The sequence below is a fragment of the Pseudomonas sp. GL-B-19 genome, assembly GCF_019956415.1.
Taxonomy (GTDB): Bacteria; Pseudomonadota; Gammaproteobacteria; order Pseudomonadales; family Pseudomonadaceae; genus Aquipseudomonas.
Genome location: NZ_JAHBDK010000042.1, coordinates 52,511 through 71,760 on the forward strand (window position 1 = coordinate 52,511; position 19,250 = coordinate 71,760).

Consider the following 19,250-nt stretch of genomic DNA (forward strand, 5'->3'; position numbering starts at 1 on the left):
CACGTGTCATTGGAATTATGTTGCTCGATGACGCTCTGCCTGACCGGTACTTGACCTTCAAGTGTGCGACAGGTGTAGGGCAGCATGACCCACAAGGGAAGAGAGATCACCATGCTCGAAAGTTGTCAGAATGCTCAGGAACGTTGGGGTGGAGTGCATCTGCTGATCGATCGTTGGTTGCAGGAACGTCACGAGCTGGTTCGAGCCTATGATGCTCTCGGCGCCAAGCCAGAGGCTCTCGGCGACAACCGCAAGCCGTTGCAGGAGTTCTGCGGCGTGCTGGTCGATTACGTGTCTGCCGGACACTTCGAGATCTACGAGCAGTTGACGGGGGAGGCCAAGGCCTTCAACGACAAGCGTGGTCTGGAACTGGCCGAGACCATCTACCCGCGCATCGATGTCATCACCGAGAAGCTGCTGGCGTTCAATGACCTGTGTGATGCAGGAAAGTGTGTCGCCGAAGAGTTCCAGAAACTCGGCGGACTGTTACATGAGCGCTTTGAACTGGAAGACTGCCTGATCGAAGTGCTGCACACAGCTCACAAGCAAGAAGACTCGGTTCAGGCCTGAATCTCTTCCTGCAAGCTAAAAACGGTGCGCTATGCGCGCCGTTTTTTGTGTCTGCGATTCAGCTGGTGGCGCCGCGCAATTCGACTTCAAACACGAGTGGTGTGAACGGTGCGATCAGGTCGCCGGCACCCTCCGCGCCATAGGCCTGAGACGATGGAATCACCAGCCGCCATTTCGCACCGACCGGCATGTTTTGCAGTGCACTGCGCCAGCCGCTGATCACGCTGTCGAGACTGAACCACTGCGGCTGACTGTTCTGATCGAACACCGTGCCATCCGGCAGGCGCCCGACATACAAAACCTGGACCTTACCGTCAGGGCCAGCCTTGGCCCCCGTACCGGGAGTCAGCTCGGTCAGCAATACACCATCCGCTAATTCGCGAACGCCCGGCCTGGCTTTTTCTTCAGTGAGAAAACGCTGCTCTTTTTCGAGTGCGGCTTCGCTTTGCGGGAGTGCCGGTTGCTCGGCGATCCGGGCTTCATGCTCGGCCAGGATCTGCTCGATCTGCTCGTCTTTCAATGCCAGCGGCTTGCCTTGATACGCTTGTTGCAAGCCTTCCAGCAGTGCCTGAAGTTGCAGGTCGGGAACCTCCTGGCGCAGGCGTTCACCGAGGCTCGCCCCCAGGCTGTAGGCAAGATCGTGAGCGTTATTTGCGGAAGTTTTTTCGTCGGCCTGAGCCACCGAAAAAAACACGCACAGCGATAAAAAAAGGTAGCGCGACATGGGCACTCTCCAGCCTGAGATGCGCTGGATTATGCCAGTGTGAATGCGCACAAAGGTGAACTGGTTTTGCGCAAGCGCAGAAGATTGTCGATCCGTTGCAACGCAGCGCTTTCGATACTGTCAACATGCCCTAGCGGCGGTAGCAGCAGAGGTCTAGTATGAGCCGCACCCACGTCAGCCAGGAGGTAAACCATGTCGGCCACCAAGAAGCCTGTAAATACCCCGTTGCACTTACTCCAACAACTGTCGGGCAGCCTGCTCGATCATTTGGAAAACGCTTGTTCACAAGCTTTGGCTGATGCTGAAAAACTGCTCGCCAAACTGGAAAAGCAGCGCGGAAAAGCGCAAGAAAAATTGCACAAGTCCCGTACCAAATTGCAGGACGCCGCGGCGGCTGGCAAGGCCAAGGCACAAGCCAAAGCCAAGGGCGCGGTGAGTGAACTTGAGGAATTGCTCGATGCCCTCAAAGATCGTCAGTCGCAAACCCGCAGCTACATTCTGCAACTCAAGCGCGATGCTCAAGAAAGCCTGAAACTGGCCCAGGGCGTCGGTCGTGTCCAAGAGGCTGTCGGCAAGGCATTGTCCCTGCGCGCGGCCAAGCCTGCTGCGGCACCTGCCAAGAAAGCCGCTGCCAAACCCGCTGCTGCAAAAGCACCGGCTAAACCTGCCGCTAAAACAGTTGCTGCGAAACCTGCCGCCAAGCCAGCCGCTGCGAGAACCGCTGCTGCCAAGCCCGCTGCAAAATCGCCTGCTGCCAAGCCCGCTGCAGCAAGAACCGCAGCAGCCAAACCCGCTGCCAAACCGGCCGCTAAAACTGCAGCTGCGAAACCAGCCGCCGCGAGAACTGCCACTGCCAAGCCAGCCGCGAAACCAGCTGTAAAAGTTGCAGCCAAGCCAGCCGCAAAACCGGCTGTAAAAGCTGCGGCCAAGCCAGCCGCAAAACCGGCTGTAAAAGCTGCGGTCAAGCCAGCCGCGAAACCGGCTGTAAAAGCTGCAGCCAAACCTGCTGCTAAACCGGCTGCCAGAACTGCTGCTGCGAAACCCGCTGTTGCCGCCAAGCCGGCCACCGCCGCCAAACCTGCCGCAGCGAAACCAGCCGTTAAACCGGCTGCAGCAAAACCAGCTGCAAAACCAGCAACCAAGCCTGTAGCCAAACCTGCTGCTGCCAAACCTGCTTTTGCCAAGCCGACCCCTGCGCCCGCTGCCAAGCCAGTGGCTCCAGCGCCAGTCGCATCGGCTGCACCGGCAGCAACCACCTCGACAGCCACGACTGCGCCAACGCCAGCCGCACCGTCGAGCACCAGCACCACCCCAACCAGCGCTTCCTAAGTGCCGGTTACCGCGACGCGCAGCTGATGCAGCGCGTCGCGGTCCAGGTTGGCGGCGCCTGCCGCCACACCTTCCAGCCAGGCCGTTAGATCGGTCGCCTCACCCTGCGGCCAACTCTGTGCCGTTCGCTCCAGTCGCAACAACAGATGCCGCTCGGCTTCCAGCTCCAGTGCCTTCACTTGTTCGCGCAACTTTTTCAATTCTGCATCCTCAGTCGCGCAGGCTTTCCATTGCATACGCAATGCGCGCAGCGGTTGCACAACATCCGCATCCCAAGGTTGTGCTTCGTCGCGTAGCCGCTGTAATCGCTGTTCATTGCAGGCGACGCCACGTTGTCCCAACCACGATCCACAGAGCAGCAAACACACATTGACGCCTGCCGACTGCAATTGCAGGCAAGCGCGTTCAACGCCGGGACGGGCGTAAGTCGTCAGGGAAAAGCTCCACAGGTCAGAGGACATAGTGCTACTCGCGCCAGTTGCGAGCGAAGCTGGTAGACTCCGCCGCCATTATGATTCGACTTCAGAACCTGACTTTACAGCGTGGCCCTCAACGTCTGCTAGAAGACGCTGAGCTGACCCTGCACGCCGGCCACAAAGCCGGCCTCATCGGTGCCAACGGCGCCGGCAAATCGAGCCTGTTCGCCTTGATCCGGGGCGAACTGCACCCGGACTCGGGTGACTGCTTTCTGCCGGCCGACTGGCGCATCGCCCACATGCGCCAGGAAATCGAGACGCTCGAACGCCTGGCGGTCGACTACGTGCTCGATGGCGACCTGCGACTGCGTGAGGTGCAACGCGACCTCGCCGCAGCCGAAGCGGTGCATGACGGTGCCGCTCAGGCCCGCCTGCACTCGGAACTCGACAGCGCTGACGGTTACACCGCCGACGCCCGGGCCCGCAAGCTGCTGGCCGGCCTTGGGTTCACCAACGAGCAGATGGATCGCCCGGTAGGAGATTTCTCCGGTGGCTGGCGGATGCGTCTGAACCTGGCGCAGGCTTTGATGTGCCCCTCGGACCTGCTGCTGCTCGACGAACCGACCAACCACTTGGACCTCGACGCCATCATCTGGCTCGAAGAGTGGCTTAAAAGTTACCCCGGCACTTTGTTGCTGATTTCCCACGATCGGGACTTCCTCGATGCCGTGGTCGATCACGTGGCTCACGTCGATCAACGCAAGATCACGCTGTATCGCGGTGGTTATAGCGCCTTCGAACGCGCCCGCGCCGAGCGTCTGGCCCAGCAACAGCAGGCTTACGAGAAGCAGCAGGCGCAACGTGCGCACATGGAAAGCTACATCGCCCGCTTCAAGGCCCAGGCCACCAAGGCCCGTCAGGCCCAGAGCCGGATCAAGGCGCTGGAGCGGATGGAAGAACTGTCCGCCGCCCACGTTGATTCGCCGTTCGATTTCGTTTTCCGTGAATCGCAGAAAATCTCCAGCCCGCTGATCGACCTGTCCGATGCCCGTTTGGGTTATGGCGACAAAGCCGTGCTGGAGAAGGTCAAGCTGCAACTGACCCCTGGCGCGCGCATCGGTTTGCTTGGCCCGAACGGCGCGGGTAAATCGACGCTGATCAAAAACCTCGCCGGTGAGCTCGAGCCGTTGGCCGGTCGCCTGACCCGTGGCGAAAATACCGTGGTGGGTTACTTCGCCCAGCATCAGTTGGACTCTCTCGACTCCAAGGCCAGCCCGTTGCTGCACTTGCAGCGTCTGGCCCCGACCGAGCGTGAGCAGACCCTGCGCGACTTCCTCGGCGGTTTTGACTTCCGGGGTGCGCGTATCGATGAGCCGGTACTGAACTTCTCCGGTGGCGAAAAGGCGCGTCTGGCCCTGGCGTTGATCGCTTGGGATCGGCCGAACCTGCTGCTGCTCGACGAACCGACCAACCACCTGGACCTGGAAATGCGCTTGGCATTGACCATGGCGCTGCAGGAGTTCAGTGGTGCAGTTCTGGTGGTCTCCCACGATCGTCATTTGCTCAAAAGCACCACGGACAATTTCTATCTGGTGGCGGACGGCAAGGTCGAGGAATTCGACGGCGACCTGGAAGACTACGCCCGTTGGCTGGTCGACTATCGCCAGCGCAATGCGCCGGTCAGCAACACGCCGGTTAATCCGGACAAGACCGACAAGAAAGCCCAGCGCCAGGCCGCTGCTGCATTGCGTCAGCAACTTGCGCCGCACAAGCGTGAGGCTGACAAGCTGGAAGCCGAGCTGGGCAAGCTGCACGAGAAGCTGGCGAAGATAGATACGAGCCTCGGCGACAGCGATATCTACGAACCGGCGCGCAAGAATGATTTGCGCGATCTGCTGGCTGAACAGGCCAAGCTGAAGGTGCGTGAAGCCGAGCTGGAAGAAGCCTGGATGGAAGCGCTGGAACTGCTTGAAAGCATGCAGGCGGAGCTGGAGGCATTGTCTTGATGGAGGCGTTCAAGCTGCCGTTGCCGGCGGTGTGGATCGAACCCCTCTGGCTCGTCGTGCAAATCCTGCTGATTCTGCTGGCCGGTTATTTCGCCCAGCGCTTCGTTGCCAAGGGTCTGACCCGGCTGGGCGAGCGTTATCCGTTTCCGCCGCAGTTGCTGATGCCACTGCGAGGCGGACTGCGCTGGCTGATCATGGGCAGCGCATTGATTTTCGTACTCGAACGCCTCGGGGTGTCGGCCACGGTACTCTGGACCGCGCTGTCCGGCTTCGTCGCGGTGGCGGCGGTGGCGTTCTTCGCCATGTGGAGCGTGCTCTCCAACCTGCTGTGCGCGATCCTGATCTTCACTGTCGGCCCGTTTCGCCTCGGCGACGTGGTCGAGTTGGTGGATACCACCGACAAGCCGGGTGTCAAAGGTCGGGTGGTGGCGATCAATCTGCTTTACACCACGTTGATCGAAGCGGAAGAACTCGGCACCGGCAGCGCCATGGTTCAGGTGCCTAACAGCCTGTTCTTCCAGCGCTCGGTTCGACGCTGGCGCGGTAGTGATGTACTTCCTTCCAACGGGTTTGAAAAGTAAGACTGCTGTCGCCTGACATACCGCCATCGCGAGCAGGCTCACTCCTACATTGGATCTCGGTTGTTCAAAAAATTTCTGTCCACTGAAGATCCACAGTGGGAGCGAGCCTGCTCGCGATGGGGCCCGAAGGCCGAAAACGCTGGTCGACAGCCGCAACATCCTGCAAAAAATCGGTAGTCACCAACCCAAAGCCGCATTAGCTTAGACGTCTGTCACGAGTCTGAGTCGAGGTGTGCAATGGAGCTTCAAACATGGTTGGCGTTTTTCGCCGCCTGCTGGGTGATCAGTCTGTCTCCCGGTGCCGGCGCCATTGCGTCGATGTCCAGCGGTTTGCAGTACGGTTTCTGGCGCGGTTACTGGAATGCCCTGGGCCTGCAATTGGGCCTGGCGGTGCAGATCGCGATTGTCGGCGCCGGTGTGGGCGCGATTCTCACGGCTTCAGCATCGGCCTTTTATGCGATCAAATGGTTCGGCGTGGCGTACCTGGTTTACCTCGCCATCAAGCAATGGCGCGCGCTGCCCAGCGACATGAGCGATGACGCGGCGGTGCGTCAGATCGGCAAGCCGATGGCGCTGGTGTTCCGTGGTTTCCTGGTCAACATCAGCAACCCCAAGGCGCTGGTGTTCATGCTGGCGGTATTGCCGCAGTTCATTGACCCGCATGCTCCATTGCTGGCCCAGTACCTGATCATCGGCGTGACCATGATCTGCGTCGACTTGATCGTCATGGCCGGTTACACCGGGCTGGCCTCCAAGGTGCTGCGTCTGTTGCGCACGCCCCAGCAGCAAAAACGCATGAACCGCACCTTTGCCGGGCTGTTCATCGGCGCGGCGGCGTTCATGGCGACACTGCGTAAAGCCGCGGTTTAAAAAGCAGTCAGATCCAAAAAAGGCGACCCTTGAGGTCGCCTTTTTCATGTCTGAACAAGCACAGAACCTGCGGCGCTCGCGAACAAAGCTTGAGTGAAAGTCATTGGGAGGGAACAATGTGTTACTTCGTATTACCAATTGAGATTCATTCATGACTGCCCCGTCCCGTTTTCTGGCCTGGCTGGTGCTTCCGCTGTTTGCCTTGTGCAGTTCCAATCTGCTGGCCGACACCGTGGAAGGCGCGCCGCAAGCGCTGCATTTGCTCGATTACATCAGCGCGGATTACCCGCCAACCGTGCAAACGGGCAAGGTGATCGATGAGTCCGAATACCGCGAGCAGCTGGAATCCATCAAAACCTTGCAAGGCTTGATCGGTGCGATGCCGGCCAAGCCGGAGAAAGCAGGGCTGGAGCAGGGCGTCAGTTCGCTGGCCAGTGCCATTGCAGCCCGTCAGGACGGTGCGGACGTGGCCCGTCAGGCTCGGCAACTCGGTGCGAAGCTGGCCGTGACTTATGAAATCAGTCAGGCACCGATCATAACCCCGGACCCGACCCGTGGTGCGCCGCTGTATGCCCAGCATTGCTCGGTTTGCCACGGTGATGCAGGCGCTGGCGACGGCCCGGCAGGTGTCGGCCTGATGCCGCCACCGTCCGATCTGCGTGATACGGCACGCCTGGATCATCTGAGCCTCTACGCGCTCTACAGCACCTTGGGCCAGGGTATCGAAGGCACCGACATGCCGGCCTTCGCCGATCAGCTTGACGATCGTCAGCGCTGGGATCTGGCGACCTACATCGCCAGCTTCAGCGCCGATCCGGCGGCTGCCAAATCCGACAAGATCTACAACATCGCCGACCTCGGGCGTCAGACGCCGGCCGAAGTGCAGGCCGCTGATGGCCCACAAGCCGCCGCCACGTTCCGTGCGCAGCGGGCGCAACCGCCGCAGGTCAAGCGTGGCCCGGCGCAGTTGCTCGATTACACGGCTGCCACCCTGGACAAGAGCATCGCTGCCTACCGTGCCGGCGATCACGACCAAGCCTATGACCTGTCTGTCGCAGCGTATCTGGAAGGCTTCGAGCTGGTCGAAAGCTCTCTGGACAACGTCGATGCCAACGTGCGCAAAGACACTGAAAAATCGCTAATGGCATATCGGCAGTCGTTGCAGGATGGTTTGCCGGTGGCCCAGGCCCAACAGCGCCTGGACACGGCCAAGGCCAAGTTGAAGGAATCGGCAGGCCTGCTGGGCAGCGATGGCCTGAGTTGGTCCCTGAGCTTCATCTCCGGTTTGCTGATTCTGCTGCGTGAAGGTCTGGAAGCCATTCTGGTGCTGGCGGCCATCCTGGCCTTCCTGCGCAACACCGGTCAGCAATCGGTCGTGCGCAGCGTCAACGTCGGCTGGGGGCTGGCGCTGGTGGCTGGTCTGGCGACTTGGGCGCTGGCGGCGTATGTGATCGATGTCAGCGGCTCGCAGCGTGAATTGCTGGAAGGCGCGACGGCGCTGTTTGCCTCGGTCATGGTGCTCTGGCTCGGGGTGTGGATGCATGATCGTCGTCACGCGGCGGCATGGCAGGATTACATCAAGAGCAGCCTGGTGGGTGGCGGCGGGCGTTTCGGCTTTGCGATCCTGGCGTTCTTCTCGGTGTATCGCGAGTTGTTCGAAGTGATTCTGTTCTACGAAACCCTGTGGCTGCAGGCCGGGCCTGCGGGGCACAACGCCGTGCTGGCCGGCGGCGCCACGGCGCTGGTGCTGTTGGTGGGTCTGGCGTGGGTCATCCTGCGCGGTTCGGCGAAACTGCCGCTGTCGTTGTTCTTCAGCATCAACGCCGGTCTGCTGTGCGCGCTGTCGGTGGTGTTCGCCGGGCATGGCGTGAAAGCGCTGCAAGAAGCCGGGATCTTCGGCACCCGGCCGGTGCCGTTCTTTGAATTCGACTGGCTGGGCATCCATGCGGATGCGTATTCGCTGAGTGCTCAGGCGGTGGCGATCATTGCGATTGTTGTGTTGTATAGCCGCAGTTGGATGGCCGAGAAGCGGCGGGTGCAGGTTTCTTAAACAGCATTCGCTGCGCTCATAATCGCGAGCAGGCTCGCTCCCACAGGATGGCGTATAACTTGTGGGAGCGAGCCTGCTCGCGATTTTTTTGGAAGAGGAAAAAATGATGCGTGTCTGGATCGACGCCGACGCCTGCCCTCGGGCGGCCAAGGATCTGGTGGTGAAGTTCGCCCTCAAGCGCCAGTACGAAGTGGTGCTGGTGGCGGGGCAGCCGCAGATCAAGCCGGGGCTGGCGCTGGTGAAGTTGATCGTGGTGCCGAGTGGCCCGGACGCCGCCGATGATTACCTGGTGGAGCATGCGGTGCCGGGTGAGCTGGTGATTTGCAGCGATGTGCCGCTGGCGGATCGCCTGGTGAAGAAGGGCGTGGCCGCGTTGGACCCGCGTGGCAAGGAGTTCGATGCGCAGAACATGGGTGACCGACTTGCGGTGCGCAATCTGTTCACCGACCTGAGGGAGCAGGGGCAGATGGGCGGTGGACCGGCACCGTTTGGCGAGCGAGAGAAGCAGGCGTTTGCCAATGCGCTGGACCGGATACTCACCCGGCTGACCCGAAAACCCTGAGCCAAGTAGTAATCCCTGTAGGAGCTGGCTTGCCAGCGAAGACGGCGGCACATCCAGCATCGATGTGGCTGACCCACCGCTTTCGCTGGCAAGCCAGCTCCTACAGTGGAATAGGGTCAGGCGTCGTTTTCGTGGGTCAGTTCCAGGACGCGGTCGACCATTTTGTTGATGCCGGACGCCGCTTCGCTGATGCTCTGCGCCAGCATGTACGCCGGTGTACTCACCAGTTTACGTGCCCTGTCTTCGACGATTTCGGTCACGGCGCAATCGGTGTGGGTCGCGCCCATTTTGTTCATGGCTGCCGCGGTCTGGGCGTCGTTGCCGATGGTGCAGTTCACCCCCGGGCCATAGATCTTCGCCGCCAGCGCAGGCGAGATGCACATCAAGCCGACAGGTTTCCCTGCTTCGGCGAAGGCTTCGGTCAGCGCCAGGACATCCGGTTGCACGGTGCAACCCGCGCCTTCGATGGCGAAGTTCGACAGGTTCTTGGCAGAGCCAAATCCGCCGGGAACGATCAGCGCGTCGAAGTCGTCGACGTCGGCCTCGCGAATATCCTTGATGTTGCCCCGGGCGATCCGTGCCGACTCCACCAATACATTGCGCGACTCAGGCATTTCGTCGCCGGTCAGGTGGTTGATCACATGCAATTGCGCGATGTTCGGGGCAAAGCACTGCACCTGAGCGCCACGCTGGTCCAGTCTCAGCAGGGTAATCACGCTTTCATGGATCTCGGCGCCGTCGTACACGCCACAGCCGGAAAGGATCACTGCAATTTTTTTGCTCATGGGTTGTTCTCCAGATTCATGGCGTTAAATGTCCACTAATTTGACGCTCGTTGCCATAGGGTAAATACGCGGTTACACCTAGCATCTGTCCTCAAGATTCCGATCAGAGCGCGTCATGGACTTCATTCTGTATGCGGTGCCGTTTTTCTTTGTGCTGATTGCCGTGGAGCTGCTGGCCGATCGTTGGCGCGGGGTCAGCAATTACCGTGTGGCCGATGCGATCAACAGCTTGAGCACCGGTGTGCTGTCGACCACCACGGGCCTGTTGACCAAAGGTGTCGGGCTGGTGACCTATGCGTTTGCTCTTGAGCATATGGCGCTATTCGAGCTATCGGCCGACAGCGTTTGGGTCTGGGTATTTGCCTTTGTTCTCTACGACTTCTGCTACTACTGGCTGCACCGAATGGGCCATGAACGCAATATCCTCTGGGCCGCACACTCGGTGCATCACCAGAGCGAGGAGTACAACCTGTCAACAGCGTTGCGTCAGACCAGCACCGGCTTCCTGCTGAGCTGGATTTTCTACCTGCCGATGGCCGTGCTCGGCGTGCCGCTGCTGGTGTTGGTCTGCGTGGCGGCGCTGAATCTGCTGTATCAGTTCTGGGTGCATACCAAGCACATTCCCAAGCTCGGCTGGTTCGAATGGTTCTTCGTGACGCCGTCCAATCACCGGGCTCACCATGCGCAGAATGCTCTCTACATGGATCGCAACTACGGTGGGGTGTTCATTATTTGGGACCGTCTATTTGGCTCGTTTCAAGAAGAAGACGACAACGAGCCGGTGATTTTCGGCGTGACCATGCCGTTGGCGAGCTGGAATCCGCTGTGGGCCAACGTGCAGTTCTATACGCAATTGTGGGATGACGCGCGGCGTGCCGAGAGCACGTGGGACAAGCTGCGGATCTGGTTGATGCGCACCGGTTGGCGTCCGGCGGATGTGGCGGCCAGGTTCCCGACGAGCAAGCCTGACTTGAGTCTGTTCCGTAAGTTCGAGGTGCCGCTGGACAGCCGTCAGCAACTGTATGTGGTGTTGCAGTTTTGCGCCTACATCGCGCTCGGCAGCTACTTGATGAACCTGGGAAGTAACCTGCCAACTGCCGCGTTGGTACTGGGCTGGGGTGCGGTGGCGCTGGGGTTGTTTACGTTGGGCGTGGCCCTGGAGAATCGCCCGTGGGCGTTGAAGCTGGAGCTGCTGCGGCTGGCATCGAACGTGCCGCTGATATGGCTGGCGCCGGTAGTCGGGCTGTGGCCGGCCAGCGCGGTGGGTTGGGTCGGCCTGCTCAGTTACAGCTTGTTCAGTGTCATCGGTCTCTACTGTTGCAGAAACCGCTTCACTCGCTTGGCGTCTTAGGTACTTCTACATTGATCCGTTCGGCTTTCAGGGCTTGCTCGTCGGCGTAGACTTTCTTCGCCAGGCGGGCATTCTTGAAACGACGACGCAGCCAGAGGCCCAGGCCCACTACCAGCAAGGCCCCGAGCACCCACAGTTCGTACTTCTTGACGCTGCCGAGCATGCTCTCCAGCACGGCGCCAAAGTGATAAGCCGCCGCAGCCAGTGCGGCCGCCCAGATCGCCGCACCAATCCCGTTCAACAGCAGATAACGTCCCGGTGGATAGCCCGACAGGCCGATGGCCACCGGCATCACCGTGCGCAAACCGTAGACAAAGCGGAAGCTCAGCACCCAGATGTCCGGGTGCTTGCGGATGTGCTCCAGCGCCCGATCACCCATCATTTGCCAGCGCGGCTTGCGGGCCAGCAATTTGCGACCGTGCTTGCGCCCCATGAAGTACCACAGCTGATCACCGGCATAACTGCCGAAGAACGCCACGACCACCACCAGATTGATGTCCATGTATCCGCGGAACGCGAGGAAGCCGGCGAGCACAAGGATGGTTTCGCCTTCGAAGAACGTGCCGAGAAACAGGGCAAAATAGCCAAAGTCGTGCAGAAATTGTTGGAGCATTGTCTGGGTGCTGGCGAAATGAACGCGCAGCCTAACCCTTCGTGCACATTCATGAAAGTGTCCAAATGTGTCTCGACGTGAACATTTCCTGCAACGACAATGGAATGCGGCTACCTGTCGCAGGGGTGCACATAACTGTAATGCGTTAGTCATAATGATCGCTTATAACTGTCACGCTCGCCCGCCAGCGCGAGCTCAGGAGTCTGCCGTGAGCTTTACCCCCGCCAACCGTCTGTTTCCCGCCACCCGTCTGCGCCGCAACCGTCGTGATGAATTTTCGCGACGACTGGTCCGTGAAAACGTTCTGACCGTCGATGATCTGATCTTGCCGGTGTTCGTCCTGGACGGTGAAAACCGTCGTGAGGCGGTGGCCTCGATGCCGGGCGTCGAACGCCTGACCATCGATTTGTTGCTGGAAGAAGCCGCGAAGTGGGTCGAGCTGGGAATTCCGGCGTTGGCGCTGTTCCCGGTCACGCCGCCGGAGCTCAAGACACTGGATGCCGCAGAAGCCTGGAACCCGAACGGTATTGCCCAGCGCGCCACTCGCGCACTACGGGCGCAGTTCCCTGAGCTGGGGGTGATCACCGATGTTGCCCTGGACCCGTTTACCACCCACGGTCAGGACGGCATTATCGACGAAGAAGGCTACGTGCAGAACGACATTACCGTCGATGCACTGGTCAGGCAGGCCCTGTCCCACGCCGAAGCCGGCGCGCAGGTGGTGGCACCGTCCGACATGATGGACGGGCGCATCCAGGCCATCCGCGAAGCCCTGGAGCTGGCCGATCACGTCAACGTGCGCATCATGGCCTATTCGGCAAAATACGCCAGCGCCTACTATGGTCCGTTCCGCGACGCGGTCGGTTCGGCGCTGAACCTGGGCAAGGCCAACAAGGCCAGTTATCAGATGGACCCGGCCAACAGCAACGAAGCCCTGCACGAAGTGGCGGCAGACTTGTCAGAAGGCGCGGACATGGTCATGGTCAAACCAGGCATGCCGTATCTGGACATTCTTTACCGGGTCAAAGAAGAATTCAAAGTGCCGACGTTTGTTTATCAAGTCAGTGGCGAATACGCCATGCATATGGCGGCGATCCAGAATGGCTGGTTGAGCGAAGGGGTTATTCTCGAATCCCTGACCGCTTTTAAACGTGCAGGCGCCGATGGCATCCTGACTTACTTTGCCGTCCGCGCCGCTCAATTGTTACGAGAGCAACAATAGCCCTCACAGGAACATTCCATGAATACCGAAGTACTCACTGAAGTTGCTGTAAAAGAGGCTCAACCTGTGGTCGAGCAAATCGCCGAAACCCCGCCGGAGCTGGAGCCTGCTCCGCCCGCGGTGGTGGCCGAAACCGTAGCCGCGGTGCCGGCGATTGCCATTCCCGGACTGGATGACAGCAGCCTGTACATCCATCGCGAGCTTTCGCAACTGCAGTTCAACATCCGCGTGCTGGAACAGGCGCTCGATGAGTCCTACCCCTTGCTGGAGCGGCTGAAGTTTTTGCTGATCTTCTCCAGCAACCTGGACGAGTTCTTCGAAATTCGTGTGGCCGGCTTGAAGAAGCAGATCACCTTCGCCCGTGAACAAGCCGGCGCCGATGGTCTGCAACCGCATCAGGCCCTGGCCCGCATCAGCGAATTGGTGCACGGTCATGTTGACCGCCAGTACGCGATCCTCAACGACATTCTGTTGCCGGAGCTGGAAAAACATCAGGTCCGCTTCATCCGTCGTCGTCACTGGACCACCAAGCTCAAGACCTGGGTTCGCCGTTATTTCCGCGACGAAATCGCGCCGATCATCACCCCGATCGGTCTCGATCCGACGCACCCGTTCCCGTTGCTGGTGAACAAGAGCCTGAACTTCATCGTCGAGCTTGAAGGCATCGACGCCTTCGGTCGCGATTCCGGTCTGGCGATTATCCCGGCGCCGCGTCTGCTGCCGCGAGTCATCAAGGTGCCGGAAGAAGTCGGCGGCGCCGGCGACAACTATGTGTTCCTGTCGTCGATGATCCACGCCCACGCCGATGACCTGTTCCAGGGCATGAAGGTCAAGGGCTGCTACCAGTTCCGTCTGACCCGAAACGCCGACCTGGCGCTGGATTCCGAGGATGTCGAAGACCTGGCCCGCGCGCTGCGCGGCGAACTGTTCTCGCGTCGCTACGGTGATGCAGTGCGTCTGGAAGTGGCTGACACCTGCCCGAAACACCTGTCGGACTACCTGCTCAAGCAATTCAACTTGAGCGAGTCCGAGCTGTATCAGGTCAACGGTCCGGTGAACCTGACGCGTCTGTTCAGCATCACCGGCCTGGACAGCCAGCGCGAGCTGCAATACCTGCCGTTCACGCCGCAGATCCCGAAACTGCTGCAAAACAGCGAGAACATCTTCAGCGTGATCAGCAAGCAGGACATCCTGCTGTTGCACCCATTCGAATCGTTTACCCCGGTGGTCGACCTGCTGCGTCAGGCCGCCAAGGACCCGCACGTGCTGGCCGTGCGTCAGACCCTGTACCGGTCTGGCGCCAACTCGGAAATCGTCGATGCGCTGGTGGATGCGGCGCGTAACGGTAAAGAGGTCACGGCGGTGATCGAATTGCGTGCACGGTTCGACGAAGAATCCAACCTGCAACTGGCCAGCCGCCTGCAAGCGGCCGGTGCGGTGGTGATCTACGGCGTGGTCGGTTTCAAGACCCACGCCAAGATGATGCTGATTCTGCGTCGCGAGGCGGGTGAAATTGTCCGTTACGCACACTTGGGCACGGGCAACTATCACGCCGGCAACGCTCGCCTCTACACCGACTACAGCCTGCTGACCTCCGACGACGCCTTGTGCGAAGACGTCGGCAAACTGTTCAGCCAGTTAATCGGCATGGGTAAAACCCTGCGCATGAAGAAGCTGCTGCATGCGCCGTTCACGCTGAAGAAGGGCATGCTCGACATGATTGCCCGGGAGACTCAGTTCGCCCTCGACGGCAAGCCGGCGCACATCATTGCCAAGTTCAACTCGCTGACCGATCCCAAGATCATCCGCGCGCTGTACAAGGCCAGTCAGTCCGGGGTGCGAATCGATCTGATAGTGCGCGGCATGTGCTGCCTGCGGCCGGGTATCGCCGGGGTTTCGCACAACATCCACGTGCGCTCGATTATCGGTCGCTTCCTGGAGCACACCCGGGTCTTCTACTTCCTCAATGGCGGCGAAGAACAGATGTTCCTCTCCAGTGCCGACTGGATGGAGCGCAATCTCGACAAGCGCGTCGAGACCTGCTTCCCGGTGGAAGGTCGCAAGCTGATTGTGCGGGTCAAAAAAGAGCTGGAGCTGTACCTCACCGATAACACGCATAGCTGGAGCTTGCAGTCGGACGGTCGTTACGTCCGTAACACGCCGACCGGCAACCAGAACCCGCGCAGTGCCCAGGCCACATTGCTGGAGCGCTTGGGCAGTCCGATCCTGACGGTGCGTTAACGCTGGCCTGATGTAAAAAAATGGCGATCCCAAGGGATCGCCATTTTTGTTTCACCACCGCCCCCTGTAGGAGCACGGCTTGCCGGCGATGGCGCCCGTGAGATCGCCATCGCCGGCAAGCCGTGCTCCTACAAGAGCGTGTTTCAGCGAGCGTTCAGGACAATGTCGACGCGGGTGAGCCATTCCGCTTCGATGGCGAAATCGGCCTGGGTCAGTTGGTTGTCGTCCAGCCATTTCTCCGGGAACAGCACCTCAAGGCTGTTGCCATTGGCGCGCAGCTCTACCTGAGGCATTTGCTGGGTGCCGCGGATGTGATGGAACAGAATCGCAAAGCGCAGCAATACGCACAGACGAATCAACTTGATGCCGTCATCGCCGAACTCGGCGAATTTGTCCTTGGGAATGTTGCGTCGGTGACCACGTACCAGCAGGGCCAGCATTTGCTGGTCCTCGCGGGAGAACCCGGCCAGGTCCGAGTGCTCAATCAGGTAGGCGCCATGCTTGTGGTACTGATAGTGCGCGATGTCCAGGCCCACTTCGTGGACTTTGGCGGCCCAGCCGAGCAGTTCACGCCAGACACCGTCATCCAGATCCCAGTCCTTGGCGACTTGATCGAAGGCATGCAGCGCCTTGCGTTCGACCCGCACCGCTTGTTCCTGATCGACGTGATAACGCTCCATCAGCGAGCTGAGCGTGCGTTCACGGACGTCTTCGTGGTGATGACGGCCCAACAGGTCGTAGAGCACGCCTTCACGCAGGGCGCCTTCGCAGTGGTCCATGCGCTGGAGTTCGAGGGCGTCGAAAATCGCTTCGAGAATCGCCAGGCCCGCCGGGAAAATGGCCCGGCGGTCGGGCTTGATGCCGTCGAAGTCGATTTTCTCGACGTCGCCGAGCTTGATCAGCTTGCGCTTGAGCCAGGCCAGGCCTTCGGCATTCACCTCGCCAGTGCCGTGGCCGCCGGCCTTCAGCGCCAGGCCGATGGCGCGGATGGTGCCCGAGGAGCCAATGGCTTCATCCCAGGTCAGGCGGTGCAGGGCGTGTTCAATGCTCATGATCTCCAGCCGTGCCGCGGTGTACGCCTGGGCGTAGCGGGCCGGGGTGATCTTGCCGTCCTTGAAATAACGCTGGGTGTAGCTGACGCAGCCCATTTGCAAACTTTCGCGTAGCAGCGGCTCAAAACGCTGGCCGATGATGAATTCGGTACTGCCGCCGCCAATGTCTGCCACCAGGCGTTTGCCCGGGGTGTCGGCGAGGGTGTGGGACACGCCAAGGTAGATCAGGCGCGCTTCTTCACGGCCGGAGATGACTTCTACCGGGTGGCCGAGGATTTCTTCGGCGCGGCGGATGAATTCGACGCGGTTACGAGCCTCACGCAGGGCGTTGGTGCCGACGATGCGCACGGCGCCCGGGGGCATGCCGCTGATCAGTTGGGCAAAACGCTTGAGGCAGTCGAGCCCGCGTTGCATGGATTCTTCGCTGAGATGGCGCTCTTCGTCGATGCCGGCGGCCAGCTGAACCTTCTCCCCGAGGCGCTCGAGAATGCGGATCTCGCCGTTCTGGGCCTTGGCCACGACCATGTGAAAGCTGTTGGAGCCCAGGTCGATTGCGGCGATCAGGGACAGATTCTTGGCTTGGGATTGCGGCATGGTCAGGGGGTCTCGGTCGATAACCTCGACATCCTGCCACGATCAAAGGCTGGCGCCAACGCGCAGTGTTCAAAGCCGTGATCCAGTGCAGTGACGCCGGTGACCGCTGCGCGGTCAATCGCGAGCAGGCTCGCTCCCACAGGTCCTATGTTGCCCTTATTCTCGCGGCCGACGCAGAACCAATGTGGGAGCGAGCCTGCTCGCGAAGGCGGCCTTACAGACGCTAAAGTTCTTTCAAACCGCCGCTTCCACTGTGCCAATGAAATTCGCCAGCTCCGCCGTCTGCGGATTGGCGAATAGCACTTTCGGATCCCCCACCTCATGCACCTTGCCCTGATGCATGAACACCAACTTATCCCCAACCTCCCGGGCAAATCGCATTTCGTGGGTGACCATGATCAGCGTCATCCCGTCCCTGGCCAGTTGTCGAACCACACTCAGCACTTCATTGACCAGCTCCGGGTCCAGCGCCGAGGTAATTTCATCGCACAGCAACACCTTGGGCGACATTGCCAGCGCTCGGGCAATGGCCACCCGCTGTTGTTGCCCGCCGGACAGCCGGTCGGGGAAGGCGTCAAACTTTTCCCCCAGCCCTACGCGTTCCAGCATCTGCCGCGCCAACACGGCCGCTTTGGCTTTCGGTACTTTCTGCACCACTTGCGGCGCGAGCATGACGTTCTCGCCAACGGTCAGGTGCGGAAACAGGTTGAACTGCTGGAACACCATGCCGACTTTCTGCCGCAGGCTGCGCAAGTCTGCGCGGGCGGCGTCGAGGTATTCGCCGTCCACTTCGATCACGCCGTCGTTGATCGACTCCAGGCCATTGAGGGTGCGCAATAACGTGGATTTGCCCGAGCCGCTACGGCCGATGATCGCCACCACCTGGCCTTCCTCGACACTCAAGTCGATGCCTTTGAGCACATGGTGATCGCCGTAATATTTATGCAGGGCGGAAATTCTAAGCAGAGGCATGCAGTCTCCTTTCCAGGTAGCGCGCGCTGAGGGACAAGGGGTAGCAGAGCAGGAAGTAACCGAGGGCAACCAGTCCATACACCATGAAGGGTTCGAAGGTGGCGTTGGCGAGCATGCCGCCGGTTTTGGTCAGTTCAGTGAAACCGATGATGGACGTCACGGCGGTGCCTTTGACCACTTGCACCGAAAAGCCCACGGTCGGCGCCACGGCGATTCGCAACGCTTGCGGCAGGATCACGTAACGCAGTTGCTCCAGTGGATTGAGCGCCAGGCTTGATGAAGCTTCCCACTGGCCGTCGGGAATCGATTCGACGCAACCGCGCCAGATCTCCGCCAGATACGCGCTGGTAAACAGCGTCAAGGCAACCGCAGCGGCCATCCACGGCGAAATGTCCATGCCGGCCAGCGCCACGCCGAAGAACACCAGAAACAGCTGCATCAATAGCGGCGTCCCCTGGAACAGTTCGATGTAAGTGCGAGCAAAGCTGCGCGGCACGGATTTTTTCGAAATACGCATGACCATGATCAGCAAGCCAATCAACCCGCCGCCGATAAACGCCACCAGCGACAGCGCCAGGGTCCATTGCAGGCCCGTGAGCAAGTTGCGCACGACGTCCCAAAAGGTGAAATCGCTCATTGGCTACTCCTGGCGATATACCGGCGACCGATCCAGTTAAGCAATTGGCGGATCAACAACGCCATGCACAAGTAGAGCAGGGTGGTCAGGGCATAGGTTTCAAAGGCGCGGAAGTTGCGCGATTGAATGAAGTTGGCGGCGAAACTCAGTTCTTCGGTCGCGATCTGCGAGCAGACGGCGGAACCCAGCATGACGATGATGATCTGGCTGCTCAGCGCCGGCCACACCTTGCCCAGGGCCGGCAGCAGGACCACGTGGCGGAACGCTTCGAAGCGGTTCATCGCCAAGGCGGCTGCGGCTTCAAGCTGCCCCCGGGGAATCGCCTGGATGCCGGCGCGAATGATCTCGGTGGAATAGGCGCCAAGGTTGATCACCATCGCCAGCACCGCGGCCTGCCATTCTGAAATCTGCACGCCCAGGGATGGCAATCCGAAGAAGATGAAAAACAATTGCACCAGAAACGGTGTGTTGCGGATCAGCTCGACGTAAACCCCGAAAATTGCCGAGAACGGTCGAATGTTCCACGCCCGCACCAGCGCTCCCACGATGCCAAGGCTTACGCCAAGCACGGCACCGACTGCCGTCAGCTCGAGGGTGAAGAGCGCACCGCGCAGCAACAGGTCGGTGTTGTGCACCACCGGCAGAAAGTCGAACTGATAAGCCATGCTCAGTCTC

18 protein-coding genes are annotated in these 19,250 nt (G+C 60.2%); 10 read left to right on the forward strand and 8 right to left on the reverse strand.

Going from position 1 to position 19,250, the window contains the following annotated elements; translation table 11 throughout:
* The first annotated feature begins 111 nt into the window (after nucleotides 1-111).
* Entirely contained in the window at nucleotides 112-570 is a 459-nt protein-coding gene (gene rsd / locus KGB06_RS17315) for a sigma D regulator (RefSeq protein WP_223518192.1), read from the forward strand.
* A 58-nt stretch (nucleotides 571-628) separates the two neighbouring features.
* On the opposite strand, the gene KGB06_RS17320 is transcribed toward rsd, so the two are convergent.
* A complete protein-coding gene (locus KGB06_RS17320; protein ID WP_223517778.1) occupies nucleotides 629-1,294 on the reverse strand; it encodes an FKBP-type peptidyl-prolyl cis-trans isomerase in 666 nt (221 codons plus the stop codon).
* 192 nt (nucleotides 1,295-1,486) lie between these two features.
* Between KGB06_RS17320 and KGB06_RS17325 the strand changes: the two genes are divergently transcribed.
* Nucleotides 1,487-2,623 (forward strand): AlgP family protein, encoded by a 1,137-nt coding sequence (locus tag KGB06_RS17325; RefSeq protein WP_223517780.1) that lies wholly within the window; start codon nucleotides 1,487-1,489, stop codon nucleotides 2,621-2,623.
* Here KGB06_RS17325 and KGB06_RS17330 read toward each other — a convergent pair.
* Complete coding sequence (locus KGB06_RS17330; RefSeq protein ID WP_223517781.1) at nucleotides 2,620-3,084, reverse strand: TIGR02444 family protein; 465 nt, start codon at nucleotides 3,082-3,084, stop codon at nucleotides 2,620-2,622. The two genes, KGB06_RS17325 and KGB06_RS17330, sit on opposite strands and share 4 nt — an antisense overlap.
* Before the next feature lie 50 nt (nucleotides 3,085-3,134).
* Here KGB06_RS17330 and KGB06_RS17335 point away from each other — a divergent pair, with 50 nt between their 5' ends.
* The 5 genes from KGB06_RS17335 (at nucleotide 3,135) to KGB06_RS17355 (ending at nucleotide 9,108) form a co-directional block, all read left to right on the forward strand.
* Entirely contained in the window at nucleotides 3,135-5,045 is a 1,911-nt protein-coding gene (locus tag KGB06_RS17335; protein ID WP_223517782.1) for an ATP-binding cassette domain-containing protein, read from the forward strand.
* Nucleotides 5,045-5,626 carry a mechanosensitive ion channel family protein gene (locus tag KGB06_RS17340; RefSeq protein WP_223517783.1) on the forward strand — a complete coding sequence of 194 codons (582 nt, stop codon included), beginning with the start codon at nucleotides 5,045-5,047 and terminating at the stop codon, nucleotides 5,624-5,626. The genes KGB06_RS17335 and KGB06_RS17340 overlap by 1 nt, the downstream gene beginning before the upstream one ends.
* Before the next feature lie 237 nt (nucleotides 5,627-5,863).
* Nucleotides 5,864-6,496, forward strand: a complete 633-nt coding sequence (rhtB, locus tag KGB06_RS17345; RefSeq protein ID WP_027926427.1) for a homoserine/homoserine lactone efflux protein — start codon at nucleotides 5,864-5,866, stop codon at nucleotides 6,494-6,496.
* Nucleotides 6,497-6,647: 151 nt separating this feature from the next.
* Nucleotides 6,648-8,546: an FTR1 family protein gene (locus KGB06_RS17350; RefSeq protein ID WP_223517786.1), complete on the forward strand. Its 1,899-nt coding sequence runs from the start codon at nucleotides 6,648-6,650 to the stop codon at nucleotides 8,544-8,546.
* 106 nt (nucleotides 8,547-8,652) lie between these two features.
* On the forward strand, nucleotides 8,653-9,108 hold the full coding sequence (locus tag KGB06_RS17355; RefSeq protein WP_027926433.1) for a YaiI/YqxD family protein: 456 nt from the start codon (nucleotides 8,653-8,655) through the stop codon (nucleotides 9,106-9,108).
* A gap of 116 nt (nucleotides 9,109-9,224) precedes the next feature.
* On the opposite strand, the gene elbB is transcribed toward KGB06_RS17355, so the two are convergent.
* The gene (gene elbB / locus KGB06_RS17360; RefSeq protein ID WP_223517788.1) at nucleotides 9,225-9,893 is read right to left on the reverse strand and encodes an isoprenoid biosynthesis glyoxalase ElbB; all 669 of its coding nucleotides are present in this window, start codon (nucleotides 9,891-9,893) and stop codon (nucleotides 9,225-9,227) included.
* Nucleotides 9,894-10,008: 115 nt separating this feature from the next.
* On the opposite strand from elbB, the gene KGB06_RS17365 reads away from it, so the two are divergent.
* Nucleotides 10,009-11,244 carry a sterol desaturase family protein gene (locus KGB06_RS17365; RefSeq protein WP_223517789.1) on the forward strand — a complete coding sequence of 412 codons (1,236 nt, stop codon included), beginning with the start codon at nucleotides 10,009-10,011 and terminating at the stop codon, nucleotides 11,242-11,244.
* Here the strand turns inward: KGB06_RS17365 and KGB06_RS17370 are convergent.
* The gene (locus tag KGB06_RS17370) at nucleotides 11,225-11,857 is read right to left on the reverse strand and encodes a DedA family protein (protein ID WP_223517791.1); all 633 of its coding nucleotides are present in this window, start codon (nucleotides 11,855-11,857) and stop codon (nucleotides 11,225-11,227) included. The genes KGB06_RS17365 and KGB06_RS17370 overlap by 20 nt on opposite strands.
* Nucleotides 11,858-12,065: 208 nt before the next feature.
* On the opposite strand from KGB06_RS17370, the gene hemB reads away from it, so the two are divergent.
* On the forward strand, nucleotides 12,066-13,079 hold the full coding sequence (gene hemB / locus KGB06_RS17375; protein WP_223517792.1) for a porphobilinogen synthase: 1,014 nt from the start codon (nucleotides 12,066-12,068) through the stop codon (nucleotides 13,077-13,079).
* 18 nt (nucleotides 13,080-13,097) lie between these two features.
* Nucleotides 13,098-15,320, forward strand: coding sequence for a polyphosphate kinase 1 (gene ppk1 / locus KGB06_RS17380; RefSeq protein ID WP_223517794.1), 2,223 nt, complete (start codon nucleotides 13,098-13,100; stop codon nucleotides 15,318-15,320).
* A gap of 143 nt (nucleotides 15,321-15,463) precedes the next feature.
* On the opposite strand, the gene ppx is transcribed toward ppk1, so the two are convergent.
* The 4 genes from ppx to KGB06_RS17400 form a co-directional block, all read right to left on the reverse strand.
* Nucleotides 15,464-16,966: an exopolyphosphatase gene (gene ppx / locus KGB06_RS17385; protein WP_223517795.1), complete on the reverse strand. Its 1,503-nt coding sequence runs from the start codon at nucleotides 16,964-16,966 to the stop codon at nucleotides 15,464-15,466.
* A 234-nt stretch (nucleotides 16,967-17,200) separates the two neighbouring features.
* Nucleotides 17,201-17,938 carry an amino acid ABC transporter ATP-binding protein gene (locus KGB06_RS17390; protein ID WP_223517797.1) on the reverse strand — a complete coding sequence of 246 codons (738 nt, stop codon included), beginning with the start codon at nucleotides 17,936-17,938 and terminating at the stop codon, nucleotides 17,201-17,203.
* Entirely contained in the window at nucleotides 17,925-18,575 is a 651-nt protein-coding gene (locus KGB06_RS17395) for an amino acid ABC transporter permease (protein WP_223517798.1), read from the reverse strand. The genes KGB06_RS17390 and KGB06_RS17395 overlap by 14 nt, the downstream gene beginning before the upstream one ends.
* Nucleotides 18,572-19,240 (reverse strand): amino acid ABC transporter permease, encoded by a 669-nt coding sequence (locus KGB06_RS17400; RefSeq protein ID WP_223517800.1) that lies wholly within the window; start codon nucleotides 19,238-19,240, stop codon nucleotides 18,572-18,574. The genes KGB06_RS17395 and KGB06_RS17400 overlap by 4 nt, the downstream gene beginning before the upstream one ends.
* Nucleotides 19,241-19,250 lie beyond the last annotated feature (10 nt).

Coding starts and splice junctions, on each gene's coding strand:
- rsd (WP_223518192.1), top strand. CDS start 112: ATGCTCGAAAGTTGTCAGAATGCTCAGGAACGTTGGGGTGGAGTGCAT.
- KGB06_RS17320 (WP_223517778.1), bottom strand. CDS start 1,294: ATGTCGCGCTACCTTTTTTTATCGCTGTGCGTGTTTTTTTCGGTGGCT.
- KGB06_RS17325 (WP_223517780.1), top strand. CDS start 1,487: ATGTCGGCCACCAAGAAGCCTGTAAATACCCCGTTGCACTTACTCCAA.
- KGB06_RS17330 (WP_223517781.1), bottom strand. CDS start 3,084: ATGTCCTCTGACCTGTGGAGCTTTTCCCTGACGACTTACGCCCGTCCC.
- KGB06_RS17335 (WP_223517782.1), top strand. CDS start 3,135: ATGATTCGACTTCAGAACCTGACTTTACAGCGTGGCCCTCAACGTCTG.
- KGB06_RS17340 (WP_223517783.1), top strand. CDS start 5,045: ATGGAGGCGTTCAAGCTGCCGTTGCCGGCGGTGTGGATCGAACCCCTC.
- rhtB (WP_027926427.1), top strand. CDS start 5,864: ATGGAGCTTCAAACATGGTTGGCGTTTTTCGCCGCCTGCTGGGTGATC.
- KGB06_RS17350 (WP_223517786.1), top strand. CDS start 6,648: ATGACTGCCCCGTCCCGTTTTCTGGCCTGGCTGGTGCTTCCGCTGTTT.
- KGB06_RS17355 (WP_027926433.1), top strand. CDS start 8,653: ATGCGTGTCTGGATCGACGCCGACGCCTGCCCTCGGGCGGCCAAGGAT.
- elbB (WP_223517788.1), bottom strand. CDS start 9,893: ATGAGCAAAAAAATTGCAGTGATCCTTTCCGGCTGTGGCGTGTACGAC.
- KGB06_RS17365 (WP_223517789.1), top strand. CDS start 10,009: ATGGACTTCATTCTGTATGCGGTGCCGTTTTTCTTTGTGCTGATTGCC.
- KGB06_RS17370 (WP_223517791.1), bottom strand. CDS start 11,857: ATGCTCCAACAATTTCTGCACGACTTTGGCTATTTTGCCCTGTTTCTC.
- ppk1 (WP_223517794.1), top strand. CDS start 13,098: ATGAATACCGAAGTACTCACTGAAGTTGCTGTAAAAGAGGCTCAACCT.
- ppx (WP_223517795.1), bottom strand. CDS start 16,966: ATGCCGCAATCCCAAGCCAAGAATCTGTCCCTGATCGCCGCAATCGAC.
- KGB06_RS17390 (WP_223517797.1), bottom strand. CDS start 17,938: ATGCCTCTGCTTAGAATTTCCGCCCTGCATAAATATTACGGCGATCAC.
- KGB06_RS17395 (WP_223517798.1), bottom strand. CDS start 18,575: ATGAGCGATTTCACCTTTTGGGACGTCGTGCGCAACTTGCTCACGGGC.
- KGB06_RS17400 (WP_223517800.1), bottom strand. CDS start 19,240: ATGGCTTATCAGTTCGACTTTCTGCCGGTGGTGCACAACACCGACCTG.